An 18993-nucleotide genomic window follows, 5' to 3' on the forward strand; every position below is an offset into this window, starting at 1 on the left:
TCGTGCTCCTCGCCGCGCCCTCGCGGCGCGATTCTTCGTCCGTCAACGCGCGCTACCGCCCTGCCGGTTCACGCCGGGGGGCCTGCCCGCGACCGCCGGTCGTCCGCTCCGAGAGCTCGGCCGGGAGGTCGAACTCCGCCTCGATGCGGCCGGCGAACGCCGCGCCTTCCTCGAGGATCACCTCGCTGCCGCCCACGTTTCCGGCGTACTGCGCGGTCGCCCGGATCGTGACGGGGCCGCGCGACGCCACGTCCCCCGTGAGCTGGCCGGAGACGACGAGCGAGCTCGCCTCCACGTCCCCGGTGACCGACGCCCCGTCCTCGATCTCCAGGTCGCCAGCCAGCTGGATGTTCCCCTCGACGCTCCCCTCGACCCGGAGCGAGCCGTCGCCGTGGACACGCCCGCGGATGCGGGCGCCCCGTCCGATGAGCGATTCGGCAGCGTCCGATTCGCTGCGCGTCGTTGTCGAGCCTCGGGCCATTCTCGTCTCCTGTGCGCGGAGGGAGCCGCGCGAGCCGGGGCGCGCACCAGACGCCCGGCTCGTCCGCTGGCGCTGGGCGAACTGGATCGCCCGGGGCCGCGGCGGCGCGGACGCTACTCCAAGCGGCTGCGCCTCGCAACCGGCGGGCGGGCTCGGTGGCGGGGGCGCTCCCTCCCCATGACTGACTGCAGCGGAGCCCTCGGGGGGAGGGGGCGTCGCGCGGGGGGCGAGGGGGGCCCTCCCACGAACTCGCGCCTTTTGGTGGCAATGGCCTGCTGTACGGAGCTGGCGAGTCCATGAGGCGTCGCTGCGATGCGGGCCGGCGCTCGGGTTCGTGGGGCCCTCCCCCTCGCCCCCCGCGCGACGCCCCCTCCCCCCGAGGGCTCTCTCCGGCGGGAGGCGCGGCGCGAGGGGAAGGGGGGAAGGGGGAAGGGCGAAGGGAAATCGATGCGGGGCGCCGGAGCGCGCGGGCGCGCGTGGTGGGCGCTTCCTGCGGGGCTGGCTCGGGTGATACGGTCTCTCTTGACTGGGCTTTCCTTGCTCGCGACGCCCGCTGTGGCCCTGGCGGCGAACCGACTCGGATGGCTCGGCGCGCGTCGCCCGTGAGGCGAGCGCAGACCAACCCAACCCGGGGGTTCCTCATGCGGAAGATAGCTATCGTGGGGTCTGGACAGGCCGGCCTGCTCGCGGCGCACGGCCTGGTGAAGGCCGGCTACGAGGTGACGCTCTACTCGGATCGCACGCCCGAGCAGTGGCTCAACGAGTCGAAGCCGACCGGCACCGCGGCGCGGTTCGACGTGGCGCTCGCGTTCGAGCGCGAGCTCGGCCTGGCCTTCTGGGAAGACGCCGCACCCCGGGGCCACGGGGCGCAGCTGACCGCGTGCGCCGCGCCGGGCAACCGCCTCCTGACGCTGGCGGGCCGCCTGGAGCAGCACTTCTTCGCGATCGATCTCCGGCTCCAGAGCCACCGGTGGATGCTCGAGCTCGAGCGGCGGGGCGGCAAGATCGTGATCGAGCCCGTCACGATCGCGCGGCTCGACACGATCGCCGCGGAGAACGACCTCACCGTGGTCGCCGCGGGGCGCGGCGATCTGTGCAACCTGTTCGAGCGCGACCCCGCGCGCAGCGTCCACACGGAGGCGCAGCGCAACGTCGTCATGATGTGCGTGACCGGCCCGAAGCTCGGGTTCGACGGCATCCCCATGCTGCCGGTCAAGTTCAACCTGTTCGCGGGCATCGGGGAGGCGTTCTGGGTGCCCTACCATCACAAGGACGTGGGACCGAGCTGGAACTGTCTCGTCGAGGCGGTGCCCGGAGGGCCGCTCGACAGGTTCCAGGGCGCGAAGTCAGGCGAGGAGATCATCGCGATCGCGAAGGGGCTGGTGAAGGAGCTCATCCCCTGGGACTACGAGTGGTTCAGGGGAGCCGAGCTGTCGGACAAACACGGATGGCAGAACGGGCGGGTCGTCCCCGCGGTGCGCAAGCCCGTCGGACGGCTGCCCTCCGGCCGGATCGTGACGCCGCTCGGCGACACGGCGATGTCGATCGATCCGATCGGCGGCCAGGGCGCCAACAGCGGCAACAAGATGGCGCGCAACCTGGTCGAGTGCATCGTGCAGCACGGCGAGCGCCCGTTCGACGCCGAATGGATGACGCGCACCTTCGATCGCTTCTACGCGCGGCACGGCGGGCCCACCGACCGGTTCAACAACATCCTGCTCGCCGGGGTGTCGCCCCCGATGGCCCACCTCCTCATGGCGCAATACGGCAGCGACGGGCGGGCGGACAACACGAGCGGGCAGCAGGCGCTCGCGAACGCCTTCGTGAACAACTTCAACGATCCGGCGCGGCTGACGGCGGTCCTCGAGGACGTCGGGCGGGTGCGCGCCTTCATCCGGCAGACGACCGGGAAGCCGTGGCCGCTCGCGCTCGCAGCAGGGGGCGTGGGCGTCGGCGTCGCGCAGGTGCGGCAGCGCATCGGGCTTCCCCCGGGGCACCCGACAGCGCCGGTGCACGCCGGCGGAGCGCTCGCGTAGCGCTCGCGGAGCGCCTCCACCCACCCTCTCGATGCAGCTCCAGCCGAGGCGGGATCGCGTCGAATGGATCGGCCCCGACTTGCGCCCCGCGCTCTGCAACAAGGATCTCGTCTGAATCGTGGAGCGCTCACCTCTCTCAAGCTGAGCCCTGAGCTGACACTCTTTCCTCGGTCAACACGTCATTGTCGACCTTGTAAATGATGATGTTCTCCCCGTCTTCCCCTCGCGCGTGGAAATATCCTGAAATTTCGACCTTCAGGAGTGCAATCTCATGGATCGTGTCGCAGAGCAATGTCAGGCCTTCCTCTGTGACATCTGCGCCATAGAACAGATACCGTGTCCAGTTGATGGGCTCATCGCTCCAGCACCAGCCCTTCATGTAGAGCCGCTCTTTGTCGTGGCTCTGCCACCGCTCGCGAAGGACGGTGATGGTGGATACAATCTTCGGGAAGTCGCTGGGTGATGCTTCCAGCCAGCCACGGACCGAGTAAAAATACGACATGGTGCGCCTGATGGCTCGGTTGTTGATTCGTGTCAGTCCTGTTCGAGCTTTGAGTGTCAAGAGGAGCACTTCCCCTGCGTCGGTGGGGGTAGGCCGACGCGTACTTCGACGCCCTTGCCTTCGATGTAGCTCCGCACTTCTGGGTGCGGTTCCTCTTTGAACCAATAGACGGGCTTTTTGCCGTGGTCGTCGGCGAGGCGGACCGTTCGAGCAGCCTGAACGGCGACCCCACCGTGGTCCTGTGGTTGAGGACGCTGAGCGGATCGCGCTGCTCCTCCAAGACCTCGCCCCAGGCCGAGTGCGCGGCCGCCCACGCCACGAGCCCGCGCGGATCGAGCAGCTCCTTGGGCGTGCCGAGGTGGTCGTTGACATAGGTGAGCACGCTCCCTGTCGACGTCGGCCGCCAGCACATCGCCATCCCAGACGAACTCCGCCACGCGCGGCAGGTCGACCGCGGCGGTGCCGAGCACCTCCTTGCGTGCGCGCCGTCCGAGGGCGTCATAGGTCATGACGACCCGGGTGCCATCCGGCAGGCGCACCTCGCGCAGCCGGTCGCGGCAGTCCCAGGTGTACCGGGTCAGCTCCTGCTCGGTCACAGGCCCGCCGTTCGGGTGGTTCGCGCGGTAGCGCGCCAGCTCCACCTTGGCGGTCCGCCGCCCGCGCGCGTCGACCTCGTAGGCCGCCGCCGTCTCGGTCCTGCGCAGAACGCCGCCGCGCTCGATCTGCCACGACGGCTGCATCCAGTCCTCTGATGACCGCGATGCCTCCGCGAGCAGCCCTAAGTTGCTGGGCTCCGCGAGCTCCGCGAGCATGCGCGTGATCGAGCCGGCCGGATCGTAGGCGTACTGCACCGTCCTGTCGCCTTGCCGCTCGCACACGACGCGCCCGAACGCGTCGCGCTCGAACCACGTCTCGATGCGCTGCCCGTTCTCCTCCTCCAGCACGGCGCCGACCAGCCGCCCCATCCGGTCGCGCGCGTAGCCGATCGCCCCATCGGGCGTCTTGTCGCCGATCAGGTTGCCCGAGCGGCCATAGAACAAGTTGCGCCACGTCTTGTCCGCCGCGATCTCGATGCGCCCGAGCTGCGGTATCCGTAGCGCAGCCTGCTGCGTCGTGTCCGCCCGAGCGAGTCGGTCTGCGATACGGGTCGTCCGGTCCTGCCGTGCGTGGACGTCGCGCCGATGCCTCCTCAACACATCCCAGCATGCGTCACCAAGCTCCCGGCATGCATCACCAGGTGATCGCCTCATAAGCTGGTGCAGGAGTAGCGACTTCTTTGGCATGGCGGGGGTGTGGAGCCGTCGCTGGTCGGCGAATCGCAGGCCGCGTACATGCTCTCCTCACCCGGTCCAGTCGCTTAAATAGTCATCAATTGAGATGCTCACAATCTCGTCACCGCCAATCTCTTGATAGTCTCCGATGCTATCAAAATCGGCGTCGCCCTCGACGATTACGCGAATCGCGTGGCCTGCATGGTCGGCAAGGAATTTCCATATCACCCGGTTGAGCTTGTTGTTGAGCGAGTTTGCTGGGTCGCTCTCCTGGCCCATGTGGAATCGATCGACCCTGTCGCCCTTATATATCGCCTTTCCGAGCCACAGGGCGACACTGCACTCGACGCATGTGAGATACGCGTAACGGCTCATTGTCCACCGTTGCAGCTTAATGGTCCACTGTACAAAGTGTTCCCGTCTGTGTCTGTAATAACGAGCTTGGTGCCGGAGTACTTGGCCAGATCGTCTGCGGTTCGTGAGCCTCGAAAGCGGGCGACCATTCTGCTTGCGTCGTCGGGGCTTGTGCTATGTTTGACCTGAACAAATACTTCTCCGCCGCTGCCGGCTTGAGCTTTTGCAGCATGGCTCACTTGCTTGTTGAAAGCTCCTTGCGAGCTCCCGCCTATGCACTTCACCTCTCGGCGCCCAACAATATTGCCGTGCGGATCCTCGAACGTGACGTCAGCTCCTGCACCGCCAGAGCCAGCAACCCTTGCGGTCGAGCCTGTAGGGCCGGTCCCTAGAGCGGCGAACACATTGAAAACGATTAAATTACGGCAGGTTACGCTGCCTGCTGCATCAGGCGTTGGGCCGCCTCGAGATTCTGGATCGCTGCTGCGCGCCGGAGGTCGAACAGATTTCTCCTGGCGCCGATGTAGCGTGCAGTGTGGCCCTTCCGTGCCGCGATGTGGGCGAGCGCATGCTCCACAGCCACCCGCTGGCGGAGCACGGCGCGACCTGCCCCCGTCTGCTGCAGCTTCCGGAATTTGCGCTGCAGAGCCTCGTCCTCCGCGATGGACACGGTCCGCCCCCGTCCCGAGGCGGCTTGGGTGCACCTAGCTCGGAGGGGGCACGCGCCGCACTCCTCAGGATCAAACTCGACCGTGTCGCCCGGCTCGAATACCTCGACCTGTCCCGCCGGACAGGTGATCGTCTTGGTGCGCAGGTCGATCTTGAAGTCGCGCTTGCTGAACAGGTTGGGTCTGCGAGCACGCTGTCCCCAAGGCTTCGAGAACACCTGGCCACCGTCGCGGATCACGTCGTCAACGACGGGACTGTTCACATAGGCGCGATCGATATGGAGCTCGCCGAGGCGCAGCCGCTGACGTTGGATGTCCTTGGCGATCGGTGCGGCCCCCTCTTCTTCGGGGCGATTCGCTGGCGTGACCGCACAGGCGACGATGACGGGAAGGTCCAGGTCGCGTGCGATATGTTCCTTGTAGCCATCGAACCTCTTCGAGCGGCTCTTTCTTCCGTGGCGCATCTCGGCGTCCTCAATGGAGACACGGCGGTCAGCTGCAACACCTTGACGGATGCGAACGGTCCCATCCTCAGCCGTTTCCAGGTCTTGGTCCCGAACCTGTGTGACCGCATCCAGATAGAAGCGGAGCGGCTGCTCGACAACGTCGTCCAGATGGCGGTCCACCCACTGCTGCAGGGACGAGACCTGCCGCTCCAGGATCTGAATCGCCGCCGCCTTCTGTCTCGGGTCGCTCCAATCGAGATCGAGCCCGGCCTTGATGCTGGGAGCCAGAAGCAGCGGGATGCCCGCCTTGCGACAGATCTCCTCGGGCGGGCGCTCCGTGATCTTCGACACGACGCGGACGATGCTGCGTGCTGCATGGCCGAGCAGGTTGATCGTGTCCTCAACCCGCCCGGCTCCCGCTAAAGGGCGGCTATCGATGGCCACGCGCAGCGCTTTGGACACCGCCCGCTTCTCGCTCGCCGTCATCGCGCCCGACCGAACGAGCGCCACGGTCCGCTCCAGCAGCACCCGGTCCATCTCATGCTCGACCATCCGCTCTCGGAACGCCTGCAGCGCGCCCTGCGCGAACGCGGGCGTGGCCGCCCCCAGGCAGCCGAGCACCATCTGCCAGCGAAGGTCGACGATCGACAGCTCCACCGCCTCGGCATCCGATGCGCCGACGTAGCCTTGGAGCAGCGTGACCATGCACATCAGCGCCGGCGGATGCGGCGGCTCACCTGCTCCCGTGGTCCGGTACATGCTCTCCAACTGCTCCTGGAACGTCTCGTCGAATAGCTCGTGCCGGTGCAGCCTGAGAAAGCCGAACAGGGCTCGCACCCGGGTCAACCGTTTCATGAGCGCCTGTTCCTGCCGCGACAGCTCCACCGGCGGCAACCATCGTTCCATCCGTGCACCTCCAGGCGCGGACGAGATCATGGCCCGCCGAAACCGTCGAGCCTTCCATCGAAGCGCTCGGGATTACCACAAAATCAAACTGATCGGTCCTCTAGGATGTTTTCGGCATTTTTCTGAGTCAGCGGGAACTCTGGATTGCTGTCGGCAATAAGTGCATTGACATCGCTTGGCGTATAGCTGCTTAAGCCGAGGGGATCGATGCTGCTGGTTGGACTACCGTCAAGTCGGAATAGTCCCGAGCCGCCACGTATGCCCAGCGGATCCGGGCTGCACCACCCCCCGATCTCCGGATCGAAGAAGCGGAAGCGCGTATAGCAGAGCCCCGTCTCCTCGTCGGCGTACTGCCCCAGGAGCCTGAACGGCGACTCCACGGTGGTCCTGTGGTTGAGCACGCTGATCGGATCGCGCCACACCTCGGTGACCTTGCCCCAGGCGGAGTGCGCGGCGGCCCAGGCGACGAGCCCGCGCGGATCGAGCAACTCCTTGGGCGTGCCGAGGTGGTCGTTGACGTACGTCAGCACGCGCCCGTCCTGCTGCTGCAGGAGCGGCACGAACGTCCCCGGCGCGTGCACGAACGTCCTCGCCCCCCGCTCGCTGTCGACGTCGGCCGCGAGCACGTCCCCATCCCACACGAAGTCCACCCTGCGCGGCCGGTTCGTCGCGGCCTGACTGCTCACCTCCTTGCATATCCGCCGCCCAAAGGCGTCATAGGCCATGACGACCCGGGTGCCATCCGACCGCCGCACCTCCCTCAGTCGGTCGCGGCAGTCCCAGGTGTAGCGGGTCATGTCCTGCTCGTTCACGGACCCGCCGTTCGGGTGGTTCGCGCGGTACTGCGCGAGCTCCACCTTGGCGGTGCGCCGCCCGCGCGCGTCGACTTCGTACGCCGCCGTCTCGGTCCTGCGCAGCACGCCGCCCGGGTCGATCTGCCACGACGGCTGCATCCAGTCCTGCGCCTGCTGCGCCGGCGCGAGCAACCCCAGATCATCCTTGCCGGCGAGTTCCTGGAGCATGCGCGTGATCGACCCGGCCGGGTCGTAGGAGAACACCTCACGCACCGTCCCTCGCTGCGCCGACAGCAGCCTATCAACGCGGTCGTAGCGGTACGCCGTCGCCCCCCAGCGCGCGTCGTCGATGCGCTCGACGCGCCCGCCGGCGTCGTAGCGCCACTGCCGTCTAACGAGCACCTTGGGCACGCCTGGCGCCGGCGCGGTCGCGCGCTGCTCGATGAGCCGATCCATCGCGTCATAGGCGCTCCGCACCGCGATCGCCGCCTCGGTCGCCGCGTCCTCTTCGCCCACCATGCCGCTCGTCCTCTGCACCTCCCGCCCGAGCGCGTCGCGCTCGATCCGCAAGCGGTGCCCGTCGTGCTCGACCGCGCTCAGCGCATCGAGCGCGTCGTACGCGTACCGCGTCCTCGCCCCGTCCGGCATCACCCGCTCGATGCGCCGCCCGCGCGCGTCGTACCCGAAACGCACCGCCTTGTCGCCCTGCCGCTCGCACACCACGCGCCCGAACCTGTCGCGCTCGAACCACGTCTCGATGCGCTGCCCGCTCGACTCTTCGAGCACGGCCCCGAGCAGCCGCCCCATCCGGTCGCGCGCGTAGCCGATCGCCCCATCGGGCGTCTCGTCGGCCGTGAGGTTCCCCGCGCGATCGTAGAACAGGTCGCGCCACGTCCCGTCCGCCGCGTGCTCGATGCGCCCGAGCCTCCCCGAGCTGCGGTAGCCGTAGCGCAGCGTGCGCCCGTCGAACGTGTCCTCCTGCGCCACCCGGCCCGCGGCGTCGTAGTGAAAGACGTACCTCTCGCCCTTCGGGTTGGTGATGGCGCGGAGCCGCTCCTTGTGCGTGTATGCGAACCTCCACACGCCCCCGCCCGGCTCGACGATCTGGGCCAGCACGCCCGTGCCCTCGTACGCGAGCTGCGTCGTCTGCCCCAGCGCATCGACCAGGCGCGCCGGGTTGCCCATGCGGTCGTACGTCGCGACGGTCCTCGTCCCGTCGGGCCGCTCGACACGGATCGGCCGCCCCATCGGGTCGTACGCCACGCGCGTCGTCCGCCCCAGCGCGTCGGTCCGCGACACGGGCCGGCCCATCGCGTCGTACGCGTACGCCGTCCGCGCGCCCCGCGCGTCCGTCTCCGCGATCACGTTGTGCTGCGCGTCGTGCTCATGGCCGAGCAGCAAGCCCTCCTGCCCGCCTCCGTACCCGTACACGCCGGTGACCCGCCCGCGCTCGTCGCGCGCGAACGAGTACGCCTCGCCGGTCGGCTGCAGCACCGCGCTCACCTCGCCGCGCGCGTCGCGCATCACCTACTACGATTCGGTGGCCGCCCGTTAGCCGCATCTGCATCGTCGTAATCAGACTCGAACATGGGAGGAGACGCGTTCTTTGTTAGCGCGTCCTTGGAAATTGTGAACGTGTAGTTCTCCTCGGTGTCCTCTCCTTGTGCGTGAAAGAAGCCACGAAGCCCTAGTTTGAGCTTGGTCATGCGCACGAGCGTCTGCTCATGCAGAGCCAATCCTTCCATCGTGGTGTCCGCGCCGTAGAACGCATAGCCAGGCTGCTCACTGTTCCAGCACCACCCTCGCATGTAGGACTTCTGCCAGATGCTGGCTTCGCAGCTCTCGTTGGCCTCGCGCTGTGCTTCCTGAAGGGCGCGCGTGATGACTGAAAAATGTTCTGGTGAACATTCTATCCATCCACGAAGACCGTAGTAATAGGACATGCCAGCTCCTTTCGATGCCTACTCGCGGCACCCCACCCGCACCTCGGCGCCTTTCTTCTCTATGTACTCCCTCACGCTTTGATGGGGTTCGTCCTTGAACCAGAACACCGGACGCTTCTTCTCCTGCTCGGCGACTGCGACGGTAGCCTTGATTTGGTCTCTCGTCCTCTGGTCGAGAAAGTTGCGTGGTTTGTTCGTTGCAGATGCGGAATTCTTGGCCTGGATTATCTCGGTGGCCGTGACAGAGTCGTATTGCCGTTGTCTCCACACCGGATGGTCAATCTCTTGCGATTGCCCCCCGCTCATCTTGCGCACTTGCTCCTCCCACGGTTCACCGCCAGCGGCCAGCTCCTTTCCGCTAGAGCGGCGAACACATTGAAAACGATTAAATTACGGCAGGTTACGCTGCCTGCTGCATCAGGCGTTGGGCCGCCTCGAGATTCTGGATCGCTGCTGCGCGCCGGAGGTCGAACAGATTTCTCCTGGCGCCGATGTAGCGTGCAGTGTGGCCCTTCCGTGCCGCGATGTGGGCGAGCGCATGCTCCACAGCCACCCGCTGGCGGAGCACGGCGCGACCTGCCCCCGTCTGCTGCAGCTTCCGGAATTTGCGCTGCAGAGCCTCGTCCTCCGCGATGGACACGGTCCGCCCCCGTCCCGAGGCGGCTTGGGTGCACCTAGCTCGGAGGGGGCACGCGCCGCACTCCTCAGGATCAAACTCGACCGTGTCGCCCGGCTCGAATACCTCGACCTGTCCCGCCGGACAGGTGATCGTCTTGGTGCGCAGGTCGATCTTGAAGTCGCGCTTGCTGAACAGGTTGGGTCTGCGAGCACGCTGTCCCCAAGGCTTCGAGAACACCTGGCCACCGTCGCGGATCACGTCGTCAACGACGGGACTGTTCACATAGGCGCGATCGATATGGAGCTCGCCGAGGCGCAGCCGCTGACGTTGGATGTCCTTGGCGATCGGTGCGGCCCCCTCTTCTTCGGGGCGATTCGCTGGCGTGACCGCACAGGCGACGATGACGGGAAGGTCCAGGTCGCGTGCGATATGTTCCTTGTAGCCATCGAACCTCTTCGAGCGGCTCTTTCTTCCGTGGCGCATCTCGGCGTCCTCAATGGAGACACGGCGGTCAGCTGCAACACCTTGACGGATGCGAACGGTCCCATCCTCAGCCGTTTCCAGGTCTTGGTCCCGAACCTGTGTGACCGCATCCAGATAGAAGCGGAGCGGCTGCTCGACAACGTCGTCCAGATGGCGGTCCACCCACTGCTGCAGGGACGAGACCTGCCGCTCCAGGATCTGAATCGCCGCCGCCTTCTGTCTCGGGTCGCTCCAATCGAGATCGAGCCCGGCCTTGATGCTGGGAGCCAGAAGCAGCGGGATGCCCGCCTTGCGACAGATCTCCTCGGGCGGGCGCTCCGTGATCTTCGACACGACGCGGACGATGCTGCGTGCTGCATGGCCGAGCAGGTTGATCGTGTCCTCAACCCGCCCGGCTCCCGCTAAAGGGCGGCTATCGATGGCCACGCGCAGCGCTTTGGACACCGCCCGCTTCTCGCTCGCCGTCATCGCGCCCGACCGAACGAGCGCCACGGTCCGCTCCAGCAGCACCCGGTCCATCTCATGCTCGACCATCCGCTCTCGGAACGCCTGCAGCGCGCCCTGCGCGAACGCGGGCGTGGCCGCCCCCAGGCAGCCGAGCACCATCTGCCAGCGAAGGTCGACGATCGACAGCTCCACCGCCTCGGCATCCGATGCGCCGACGTAGCCTTGGAGCAGCGTGACCATGCACATCAGCGCCGGCGGATGCGGCGGCTCACCTGCTCCCGTGGTCCGGTACATGCTCTCCAACTGCTCCTGGAACGTCTCGTCGAATAGCTCGTGCCGGTGCAGCCTGAGAAAGCCGAACAGGGCTCGCACCCGGGTCAACCGTTTCATGAGCGCCTGTTCCTGCCGCGACAGCTCCACCGGCGGCAACCATCGTTCCATCCGTGCACCTCCAGGCGCGGACGAGATCATGGCCCGCCGAAACCGTCGAGCCTTCCATCGAAGCGCTCGGGATTACCACAAAATCAAACTGATCGGTCCTCTAGCGAGTCCCAGCGGGTCGGTGTGCTGGGTCGGTCCGCCATCGAAACCAAATAGATTCCTTCCACCATGAATCCCCAGCGGGTCGGGACTGCACCAGCCTCCCGTTTCCGGATCGAAGTACCTGAACCGCGTGTAGCAGAGCCCCGTCTCGGCATCGGCGTACTGCCCGAGCAGCCGGAACGGCGACTCCACCGTGGTCCTGTGGTTGAGGACGCTGATCGGATCGCGCTGCTCCTCGACGACCTTCCCCCAGGCCGAGTGCGCCGCTGCCCACGCCACGACCCCACGCGGATCGAGCAGCTCCTTGGGCGTGCCGAGGTGGTCGTTGACGTACGTGAGCACGCGCCCGTCCTGCTGCTGGAGCAGCGGCACGAACGTCCCCGGCGCATGCACGAAGATCCGCGCGCCTCGCTCGCTGACCACGTCCGCCGCCAGCACATCCCCATCCCACACGAACTCCACCACGCGCGGCAGGCTGATCGCGGCAGCGCCGATCACCTCCTTGCGCACCCGCCTCCCGAAAGCGTCATAGGTCATGACGACCCGGGTGCCATCGGGCAGGCCCACCTCTCGCAGCCGGTCGCGGCGGTCCCAGACGTAGCGGGTCATGTCCTGTTCCGTCGGCGCCCCTCCCTTGGGGTGGCTCTCTCGGTTGCGCGCCAGCTCCACCTTGGCGGTGCGCCGCCCGTGCGCGTCGACCTCGTACGCCACCGTCTCGGTCCTGCGCAGCACGCCGCCGCGCTCGATCTGCCACGACGGCTGCGTCCAGTCCTGCGATGAGCGCGATGCCTCCGCCAGCAGCCCGACGCTGCTGCGCTCGGCGAGCTCCTCGAGCATGCCCGTGATCGAGCCGGCCGGGTCGTACGTGAACACCTCCCGCACGTTCCCCCGCTGGGCCGACAGCAACCGGTCGACGCGGTCGTAGCGGTACGCCGTCGTCCCCCAGCGCGCGTCGTCGATGCGCTCGACGCGCCCGCGCGCGTCGTAGAGCCACTGCCGTGCGACGAGCACCTTGGGCCCCCCCGGCGCCGGCGCGGTCGCGCGCTGCTCGATCAGCCGGTCCATCGCGTCGTAGCTGCTCCGCACCGCGATCGCCGCCGCCTCTCCGTCCGCGTCGCCCTCGCGCAGCGTTCGGCTCGTCCTCTGCACCTCCCGCCCGAGCGCGTCGCGCTCGATCCGCAAGCGGTGCCCGTCGTGCTCGACCGCGCTCAGCGCATCGAGCGCGTCGTACGCGTACCGCGTCCTCGCCCCGTCCGGCATCACCCGCTCGATGCGCCGCCCGCGCGCGTCGTACCCGAAACGCACCGCCTTGTCGCCCTGCCGCTCGCACACCACGCGCCCGAACCTGTCGCGCTCGAACCACGTCTCGATGCGCTGCCCGCTCGACTCTTCGAGCACGGCCCCGAGCAGCCGCCCCATCCGGTCGCGCGCGTAGCCGATCGCCCCATCGGGCGTCTCGTCGGCCGTGAGGTTCCCCGCGCGATCGTAGAACAGGTCGCGCCACGTCCCGTCCGCCGCGTGCTCGATGCGCCCGAGCCTCCCCGAGCTGCGGTAGCCGTAGCGCAGCGTGCGCCCGTCGAACGTGTCCTCCTGCGCCACCCGGCCCGCGGCGTCGTAGTGAAAGACGTACCTCTCGCCCTTCGGGTTGGTGATGGCGCGGAGCCGCTCCTTGTGCGTGTATGCGAACCTCCACACGCCCCCGCCCGGCTCGACGATCTGGGCCAGCACGCCCGTGCCCTCGTACGCGAGCTGCGTCGTCTGCCCCAGCGCATCGACCAGGCGCGCCGGGTTGCCCATGCGGTCGTACGTCGCGACGGTCCTCGTCCCGTCGGGCCGCTCGACACGGATCGGCCGCCCCATCGGGTCGTACGCCACGCGCGTCGTCCGCCCCAGCGCGTCGGTCCGCGACACGGGCCGGCCCATCGCGTCGTACGCGTACGCCGTCCGCGCGCCCCGCGCGTCCGTCTCCGCGATCACGTTGTGCTGCGCGTCGTGCTCATGGCCGAGCAGCAAGCCCTCCTGCCCGCCTCCGTACCCGTACACGCCGGTGACCCGCCCGCGCTCGTCGCGCGCGAACGAGTACGCCTCGCCGGTCGGCAGCAGCACCGCGCTCACCTCGCCGCGCGCGTCGCGTACCACCTGCGTGACGAGCCCCTCGGGGCTGATCTCGCGCACCACGAGATCGCCATCGTGCTCCCACCGCGTCTCGTTGCCGAGCGCGTCCACCTCGCGGATCGCGTTCCCGCGCGCGTCGTACCAGCGCTGCATCCCCTCGCCCGCGCCGTTGGTCTCCGCGACGAGGAGCGCGTCCTCGTCGTATGCCCGCTCCCACAGCGCCGTCCCGTCGGGCAGCGCGGCGCGCGTCACAAGGCCGTCGGTGTTCCAGGTGTACACCCGCGGCTCCACGCCGCGGACCTCGGTCGTCTGCCCCTGCGCGTCGCGCCGGAGCTCCACCTCGTGCAACCCGTCCCGCCCGCCGGTCTTCCTGCACCGGTGCCCGTGGTGGTCCTCGTAGGCGTACCAGAACCGCTCGCCGTTCTTCAGCGTTGTCGCGGTCATCCGGTGCCGGACGTCGACCTCGTACAACTCGACGCCGCCCACCGCGTCGATCGCAGCGATCAGGCACCCTGCGCGGTCATAGCGGTAATCCACCCACTGCCCGAGCCGCCGCTCCGCCCACAGCTCCAGGCGCGTGATCCGCCCGTCCTTCCACCGCACCTTGAGCTCTCGCCCCGCCGTGTCGACGATCCGGACGAGCCGATCGCCCTCGTACTCCAGCCGGATCTCGTTGCCGTGCACATCGCGGATCGCCCGCAGCAGCGCCCTCGCCGACCCGCCCTCCGCCACGAACACCCGCACCTGCCGCGACCCGAGCTCCACCACCCGGTACTCCCGCGCTCCCTCTCGATGCAGCTCCAGCCGCTCGCGCCGGTGGAACGCGCTCTCCCCGGGCTCCACCTTCTCGAACCAGATCCACCGTCCCTCGCCGTCGCGCAGCGCGAGGACCTGCTCGCCCTCCTCAATCCATTGCTCGTACGAGAACGCCCAGCCAGGCCCCAGCGCCGCGTCTCGCTCCCCGTGACGCGACGAGCGATAATGCCGTGCCCACACGAGCGGGATCATCCCCGGGACCGAGAGGTCCGTCGCCGCGTCGACCACCGCGCCGTCCGTGACGTCGACCGGGTGCCCCTCGGTCGTGCACTGGTCCACCGGCGGCGACGACGACTTGCCCGCCATCGCCCCCTTGTGGCTGCGCCCGCCGCCGCCGCTGCCACCTCCGCCCGGCGCGCTCGGCCCGCCGCCTCCCGGCGCCCCCGCGCCGCCTCCTACTCCGCCACCGCCCGCACCCCCGGCGCCGCCCGCCCCGCTCGCCGCCGTCCCGGCGCCAGCGGTGACCGACTTGTTCATCTGCCCCATGCTGCCGGTGATCCCGGCCATTCCAAGCTCGATGAGCACGTTCGGCGCGCCGAGCCACGGGAAGCAGGGGCCGCCCGTGTTGAGGCTCAGCACCTCTCTCATGGTGCCCGGCTCGTTGCCGTGACACGCCTTCATGCACCCGCCGACCGTCAGGATCTTCTTTCCTTCGATCGTCGTCCGCATCGGCGCGTCGATGATCCCTTCGGCCACCGTGCCCATCGTCGGATAGGGGATCGGAAGAGGGCTCGGCGCGGCCGGCGTGGTGCACACGCTCACCGCCATGCCGGTCATCTGGTGGCCGGAGCCCTCGTGCACGGTATCCAGACCCAGCGCAGTGACCTTGCTCATGGCGACAGCAGGTTCACCCACGCTCCGCCGGGAATGCAATCGGGGCCCGCACGACGCGGACACGACGCCGGCCTCACCGGTCCTGGCGGCGAAGGGACCGCCTCGAGGAGCTGGAGCGACAGAAGGCGAGGAGCCGCGGGGCCGAGATGTGGCTCGAGGAGATCGGCGAGACGCACGGCTCGCCACGGTTCGACGTGGTCGCGGAGATGGCTCCGCGATGGCTACTCCAGGACGGCGTGGTACCGCCCACTCGGCGTGACGATGACGTGGGCCTGGAGCGGGACGTTCAGCGCGTAGGAGAGATCGCGCAGCTCCTCGGTTATCGCGTGGTCCTCCGCGGTCGGCGTCGGATCGCCGCTCGGGTGGTTGTGGGCCAGGACGAAGCCGACGGCCGCCATGTCCAGCGCCGTGCGCAGGATGGTCGAGCGGCCTGCGTGGAGGGCGTCGTCGACGCCGCGGGCGAGCATGCGCGCTTCGCGGACGCGGCCGTGGCTGTCGAGCGCCGCGATCCAGAGCTCCTCGTGGACGAGGTGCGCGAGCCTCGGCCCGAAGTACCGCGCCACGCGCGCGGCGTCGGTGAGGCGCGCGCCTCGGCGAGCCCGCGCGGCGTGGGCGCGGCGGCCGAGCTCGAAGGCCGCCGCGAGCCGCGTCGCGTCGAGCAGCGCGATCTGGGTTCGCTCGGCGATGGCCGCCGGAGAGAGGCGACCGAGGGACGGGAGGGCGGCCGCGCCGAGGATGCGCGCCCCTACGGCCGGGATGCCGAGCACCATCTCGATCAGGCCGGCCTCGGTCGCGGTCGGGATCTCGGCCGCCGTCTCGACGGGGGCGTCGACGGGTGCGCCGCTCATCGGGGCCGCCTCCGAGCGCGGGTGAGCGAGCGGGCGAAGAGGCGGCGAGCGAGGCGGAGCCGCGTGGCCACCGTCGGCCTCGGGATCGCGAGCGCCGCCGCGATCTCGCGCGTCGTCAGGCCGGCGGCGGTGAGCGCCAGGACCTCGCGGAGCTCCGCGCGGAGACGCTGGAAGGCGCGGAGCAGCCCGCGCGCGACGATGCGCTCCTCCGGCGAGGGAGCTGCGAGGGGAGCGAGCCGATCGGGATCGACCGCGGGCACCTCGTGCCGGCGGTACGCCTTGTCGCGGTGGTGCGACGCCTGCCGCAGGGCGACCGCGACCAGCCAGGCGCGCAACGCGTCGGCCGGCGGCTGATCGGGGGACGGCCGGAAGCGGCCGGCGCGCATGCTGCAAAAGGCGCCGAGCACGGTCTCCTGCGTGACGTCGTCGAGATCCGCGGCGCGGACGCCGCGGGCGCGCAGCGCGCTGCGGATGAGCGGGCGCTGTTCGAGGAGCGCGGTGGGGTCGAGGTAGACGGCGGGGTGAGGGGGCTGGTGACGGAGGGGTTTGGTCGGGCGGGCGAGCCGGCTGAGAGCAGCGGGACGGGGACGGCGACGGGAGGACGGATCGATCTCTTGGCCCTGGTCAGAGCGTAGACGTACGGTTTCCATGTCGGACCTCGTGGAAGCGGGGTTCGGCCACGCCGCCCGGGGTGTTAGCAGCACCCGCGGGCGGCACTTTTGTGGTCTCGCCACGTTACGAACTGACAGCCGGCAGGTCAAGGAAATCCGATCTGCTGGATCGTTATTATGAACCCGGCGCGGGAGTACGCGAAGGGCGTGCGAACGCTCACGCTCGATACCCTCCTGCTCTACATCGCGGCGAACCTGCGGCGGCTACGCCAGCAGCGCGGCATCACGCAGGAGCAGCTCGCGGAAGCGGCCGGGATCGAGCTGCGGACGATGCAGGCGATCGAGGTTGGGCGGCAGAGCATGAGCCTCGGCACGCTCGTCAGGCTCGCGAATGCGCTCGATGTGTCGCCTGGGGTTCTTCTCCGCAGCGCCGCGATGCCCGAGATCAAGCGAGGTCGGCCGCGCAAACGTCCCGCCGGCACCTGACAGTCAATCTCCAGTGTCCGCACCTCGACAGCCCGCGGCCATCCGCGCCCTTCTCCACCTGGCGCATCGCCGGCGCGTGCGTTGTTGCGGCTTCGGACGCCGTCCCGCGTGGTGGAGAACTCGGCGAACTGCGGCAACCTGAACAGCCCCGTCGCTGACCGGCCGGGAGGTTGCAGGGGCACTCCTTCGCTTCGGAGGGGTAGGGCATTAAGGACCCGCTCGCGCCTTCGTCCGGTGTAGAGACCGCACGGTCCTGCGCTGGCCTCCTTGACAAGATGGGGCAGCCGTCGGCTACGCTACCTTTCCACGATGCGTGGGGACGGCACGTGGGGGTGGGATCGGAGTTCAAGGCGCTCCACGCGGAAGCGGCGGTCAGCGGTCGAAAGGACTGATCACGCCGAGAGGACCGCGGTCGACGATGTGGGTGTAGATCATCGTGGTCCGTACATCCTTGTGGCCGAGCAATGTTTGGATCGTCCGGATGTCGGTGCCCGCCTCGAGCAGGTGGGTCGCGAAGCTGTGGCGGAGGATGTGGCATGTCGCGCGCTTGGTGAGCCCCGCCGCCCGTCCGGCATCGTGCACGGCCCTTTGCACCGCCGATTCGTGCAGGTGGTAGAGGACCTGTCGACCCGTCGCAGGATCGGTGCAAGGGCGAGAGGCGGGGAAGAGGTACTGCCAGGCGAGGCTCGTGGCTGCTCCTGGCATCTTCGCTCGCAGCGCGTGGGGCAGGTCGACCTCGCCGCGGCCAACCGCGAGCTCCTTCTTGTGCCGTTGCGCCACGGCGTCGAGCTGGGCCTGCAGCTCGTCGCGCGCCCGAGCGGGGAGCAAGGCCGGCCGGTCGTGCTGTCCTTTCCCGCGGCGCACCATGATTTGCCGTCGATCGAGGTCGACGTCTTTGACGCGAATCGAAAGCGCTTCGAGGAGGCGGAGGCCGCTTCCGTAGAGGAGCTCGCCGATGAGTCGAAAAGGTGGGATCAGGTGCTCGAGCAAGGTGAGCGCGTCCTGTCGCGAGAGGACCGTGGGGAGGTGCTTCGGCCGGCGGGCACGCTCGAGCGCTTCGAGCCGGGGTATCTGCAGGTCGAGGACCCGTCTGTAAAGGAAGAGGAGCGCGCACAGCGCTTGGTTCTGCGTGGGCGCCGCGGTGCGGCGCGCGACCGCAAGATCGTTGAGGAAGGCCGTGACCTCTTCCGCGCCCATCTGCCGTGGGTGCTTGCCGTGATGGAAGCGGATGAATTGCCGGATCCAGTGGACATACGCCTCTTCGTACGCGGAGAGTAATGCAGGCGTCGTATGGTGGCGCGTACGGCTTCGATGAGGGTCATGGGGATGGTTCCGAGCGGTCGGGGCCGGTTCGTCGGACCCGCATTGACCCTTATCGGCGCAGGGCGGGCGCGAGTTGTGGCGGCCAGCGGATATTGGGGATGCACATCAGTCGCCCGAGGCAATCAATCACAGGCGCGCATCTTGCTTCGCGGCACACCGTCGCCGTCCGAAGCCCCTCAACGGCGATACGTAGTTGTGCTGCGGCGGCCTATCTCCGGAAATGCGCAGATAGCCCGCGGAAGATCGCGACCTATCCGCGGGAATATCTAGATATGCTGCGGGGTGCCGCGACTCCTCCGCGAGAACACGGTGATCGGGCACCAGGGTTCGCAGCCTACATGCAAAAACGCGAAGATGTGTCGCGCGGCACAGATGATTGCGACGTTCGGCGGGCGGACGCGGTACCAAGCAGGACCAAGGCGGTCGCAGGGGCGGCATTCCATCCTGATGCCGTGCTGCCGTCGCGA

The 18993-nt window shown here is 68.5% G+C and carries 14 protein-coding genes and 2 pseudogenes; 2 read left to right on the forward strand and 14 right to left on the reverse strand.

Going from position 1 to position 18993, the window contains the following annotated elements:
- Positions 1-52: 52 nt before the first annotated feature.
- Positions 53-481: a bactofilin family protein gene (locus tag WMF19_RS02530; RefSeq protein WP_272097559.1), complete on the reverse strand. Its 429-nt coding sequence runs from the start codon at positions 479-481 to the stop codon at positions 53-55.
- A 641-nt stretch (positions 482-1122) separates the two neighbouring features.
- Here WMF19_RS02530 and WMF19_RS02535 point away from each other — a divergent pair.
- Positions 1123-2517, forward strand: a complete 1395-nt coding sequence (locus WMF19_RS02535; RefSeq protein WP_437897634.1) for a styrene monooxygenase/indole monooxygenase family protein — start codon at positions 1123-1125, stop codon at positions 2515-2517.
- Positions 2518-2653: 136 nt separating this feature from the next.
- On the opposite strand, the gene WMF19_RS02540 is transcribed toward WMF19_RS02535, so the two are convergent.
- From WMF19_RS02540 to WMF19_RS02595, 12 genes and pseudogenes are all read right to left on the reverse strand, one after another.
- Complete coding sequence (locus tag WMF19_RS02540; protein ID WP_437897635.1) at positions 2654-3019, reverse strand: hypothetical protein; 366 nt, start codon at positions 3017-3019, stop codon at positions 2654-2656.
- A gap of 56 nt (positions 3020-3075) precedes the next feature.
- Positions 3076-3333: a restriction endonuclease fold toxin gene (locus WMF19_RS02545; protein WP_437901588.1), complete on the reverse strand. Its 258-nt coding sequence runs from the start codon at positions 3331-3333 to the stop codon at positions 3076-3078.
- Positions 3334-3335: 2 nt separating this feature from the next.
- A pseudogene (locus WMF19_RS02550) lies at positions 3336-3521 on the reverse strand (hypothetical protein); the annotation flags it as partial.
- 838 nt (positions 3522-4359) lie between these two features.
- On the reverse strand, positions 4360-4569 hold the full coding sequence (locus WMF19_RS02555) for a hypothetical protein (RefSeq protein WP_437897636.1): 210 nt from the start codon (positions 4567-4569) through the stop codon (positions 4360-4362).
- A 505-nt stretch (positions 4570-5074) separates the two neighbouring features.
- Positions 5075-6664, reverse strand: a complete 1590-nt coding sequence (locus WMF19_RS02560) for an IS1182 family transposase (protein WP_437894432.1) — start codon at positions 6662-6664, stop codon at positions 5075-5077.
- An 83-nt stretch (positions 6665-6747) separates the two neighbouring features.
- Positions 6748-8982, reverse strand: coding sequence for an RHS repeat-associated core domain-containing protein (locus tag WMF19_RS02565; RefSeq protein WP_437897637.1), 2235 nt, complete (start codon positions 8980-8982; stop codon positions 6748-6750).
- On the reverse strand, positions 8982-9401 hold the full coding sequence (locus tag WMF19_RS02570; protein ID WP_437897638.1) for a hypothetical protein: 420 nt from the start codon (positions 9399-9401) through the stop codon (positions 8982-8984). Before WMF19_RS02570 ends, WMF19_RS02565 begins: the two co-directional genes overlap by 1 nt.
- An 18-nt stretch (positions 9402-9419) precedes the next feature.
- Positions 9420-9749, reverse strand: coding sequence for a restriction endonuclease fold toxin (locus tag WMF19_RS02575; protein WP_437901589.1), 330 nt, complete (start codon positions 9747-9749; stop codon positions 9420-9422).
- A gap of 52 nt (positions 9750-9801) precedes the next feature.
- Positions 9802-11391: an IS1182 family transposase gene (locus WMF19_RS02580; RefSeq protein WP_437894432.1), complete on the reverse strand. Its 1590-nt coding sequence runs from the start codon at positions 11389-11391 to the stop codon at positions 9802-9804.
- Positions 11392-11463: 72 nt separating this feature from the next.
- Entirely contained in the window at positions 11464-15258 is a 3795-nt protein-coding gene (locus WMF19_RS02585; RefSeq protein ID WP_437897639.1) for a PAAR-like domain-containing protein, read from the reverse strand.
- A gap of 221 nt (positions 15259-15479) precedes the next feature.
- Positions 15480-16106 carry a JAB domain-containing protein gene (locus tag WMF19_RS02590; RefSeq protein WP_437897640.1) on the reverse strand — a complete coding sequence of 209 codons (627 nt, stop codon included), beginning with the start codon at positions 16104-16106 and terminating at the stop codon, positions 15480-15482.
- On the reverse strand, positions 16103-16756 hold the full coding sequence (locus WMF19_RS02595) for a sigma-70 family RNA polymerase sigma factor (RefSeq protein ID WP_437897641.1): 654 nt from the start codon (positions 16754-16756) through the stop codon (positions 16103-16105). The genes WMF19_RS02590 and WMF19_RS02595 overlap by 4 nt, the downstream gene beginning before the upstream one ends.
- A 138-nt stretch (positions 16757-16894) precedes the next feature.
- On the opposite strand from WMF19_RS02595, the gene WMF19_RS02600 reads away from it, so the two are divergent.
- Positions 16895-17203 (forward strand): helix-turn-helix domain-containing protein, encoded by a 309-nt coding sequence (locus WMF19_RS02600; protein WP_437897642.1) that lies wholly within the window; start codon positions 16895-16897, stop codon positions 17201-17203.
- A 372-nt stretch (positions 17204-17575) separates the two neighbouring features.
- Here the strand turns inward: WMF19_RS02600 and WMF19_RS02605 are convergent.
- Positions 17576-18525 (reverse strand): annotated as a pseudogene (locus WMF19_RS02605) (integron integrase).
- Positions 18526-18993: the final 468 nt, after the last annotated feature.

Source organism: Sorangium sp. So ce124 (assembly GCF_051525235.1).
Classification (GTDB): domain Bacteria; phylum Myxococcota_A; class Polyangia; order Polyangiales; family Polyangiaceae; genus Sorangium; species Sorangium atrum.

Coding starts and splice junctions, on each gene's coding strand:
- WMF19_RS02565 (WP_437897637.1), bottom strand. CDS start 8,982: ATGCGCGACGCGCGCGGCGAGGTGAGCGCGGTGCTGCAGCCGACCGGC.
- WMF19_RS02530 (WP_272097559.1), bottom strand. CDS start 481: ATGGCCCGAGGCTCGACAACGACGCGCAGCGAATCGGACGCTGCCGAA.
- WMF19_RS02590 (WP_437897640.1), bottom strand. CDS start 16,106: ATGAGCGGCGCACCCGTCGACGCCCCCGTCGAGACGGCGGCCGAGATC.
- WMF19_RS02555 (WP_437897636.1), bottom strand. CDS start 4,569: ATGGGCCAGGAGAGCGACCCAGCAAACTCGCTCAACAACAAGCTCAAC.
- WMF19_RS02580 (WP_437894432.1), bottom strand. CDS start 11,391: ATGGAACGATGGTTGCCGCCGGTGGAGCTGTCGCGGCAGGAACAGGCG.
- WMF19_RS02570 (WP_437897638.1), bottom strand. CDS start 9,401: ATGTCCTATTACTACGGTCTTCGTGGATGGATAGAATGTTCACCAGAA.
- WMF19_RS02585 (WP_437897639.1), bottom strand. CDS start 15,258: ATGAGCAAGGTCACTGCGCTGGGTCTGGATACCGTGCACGAGGGCTCC.
- WMF19_RS02600 (WP_437897642.1), top strand. CDS start 16,895: ATGAACCCGGCGCGGGAGTACGCGAAGGGCGTGCGAACGCTCACGCTC.
- WMF19_RS02540 (WP_437897635.1), bottom strand. CDS start 3,019: ATGTCGTATTTTTACTCGGTCCGTGGCTGGCTGGAAGCATCACCCAGC.
- WMF19_RS02560 (WP_437894432.1), bottom strand. CDS start 6,664: ATGGAACGATGGTTGCCGCCGGTGGAGCTGTCGCGGCAGGAACAGGCG.
- WMF19_RS02595 (WP_437897641.1), bottom strand. CDS start 16,756: ATGGAAACCGTACGTCTACGCTCTGACCAGGGCCAAGAGATCGATCCG.
- WMF19_RS02535 (WP_437897634.1), top strand. CDS start 1,123: ATGCGGAAGATAGCTATCGTGGGGTCTGGACAGGCCGGCCTGCTCGCG.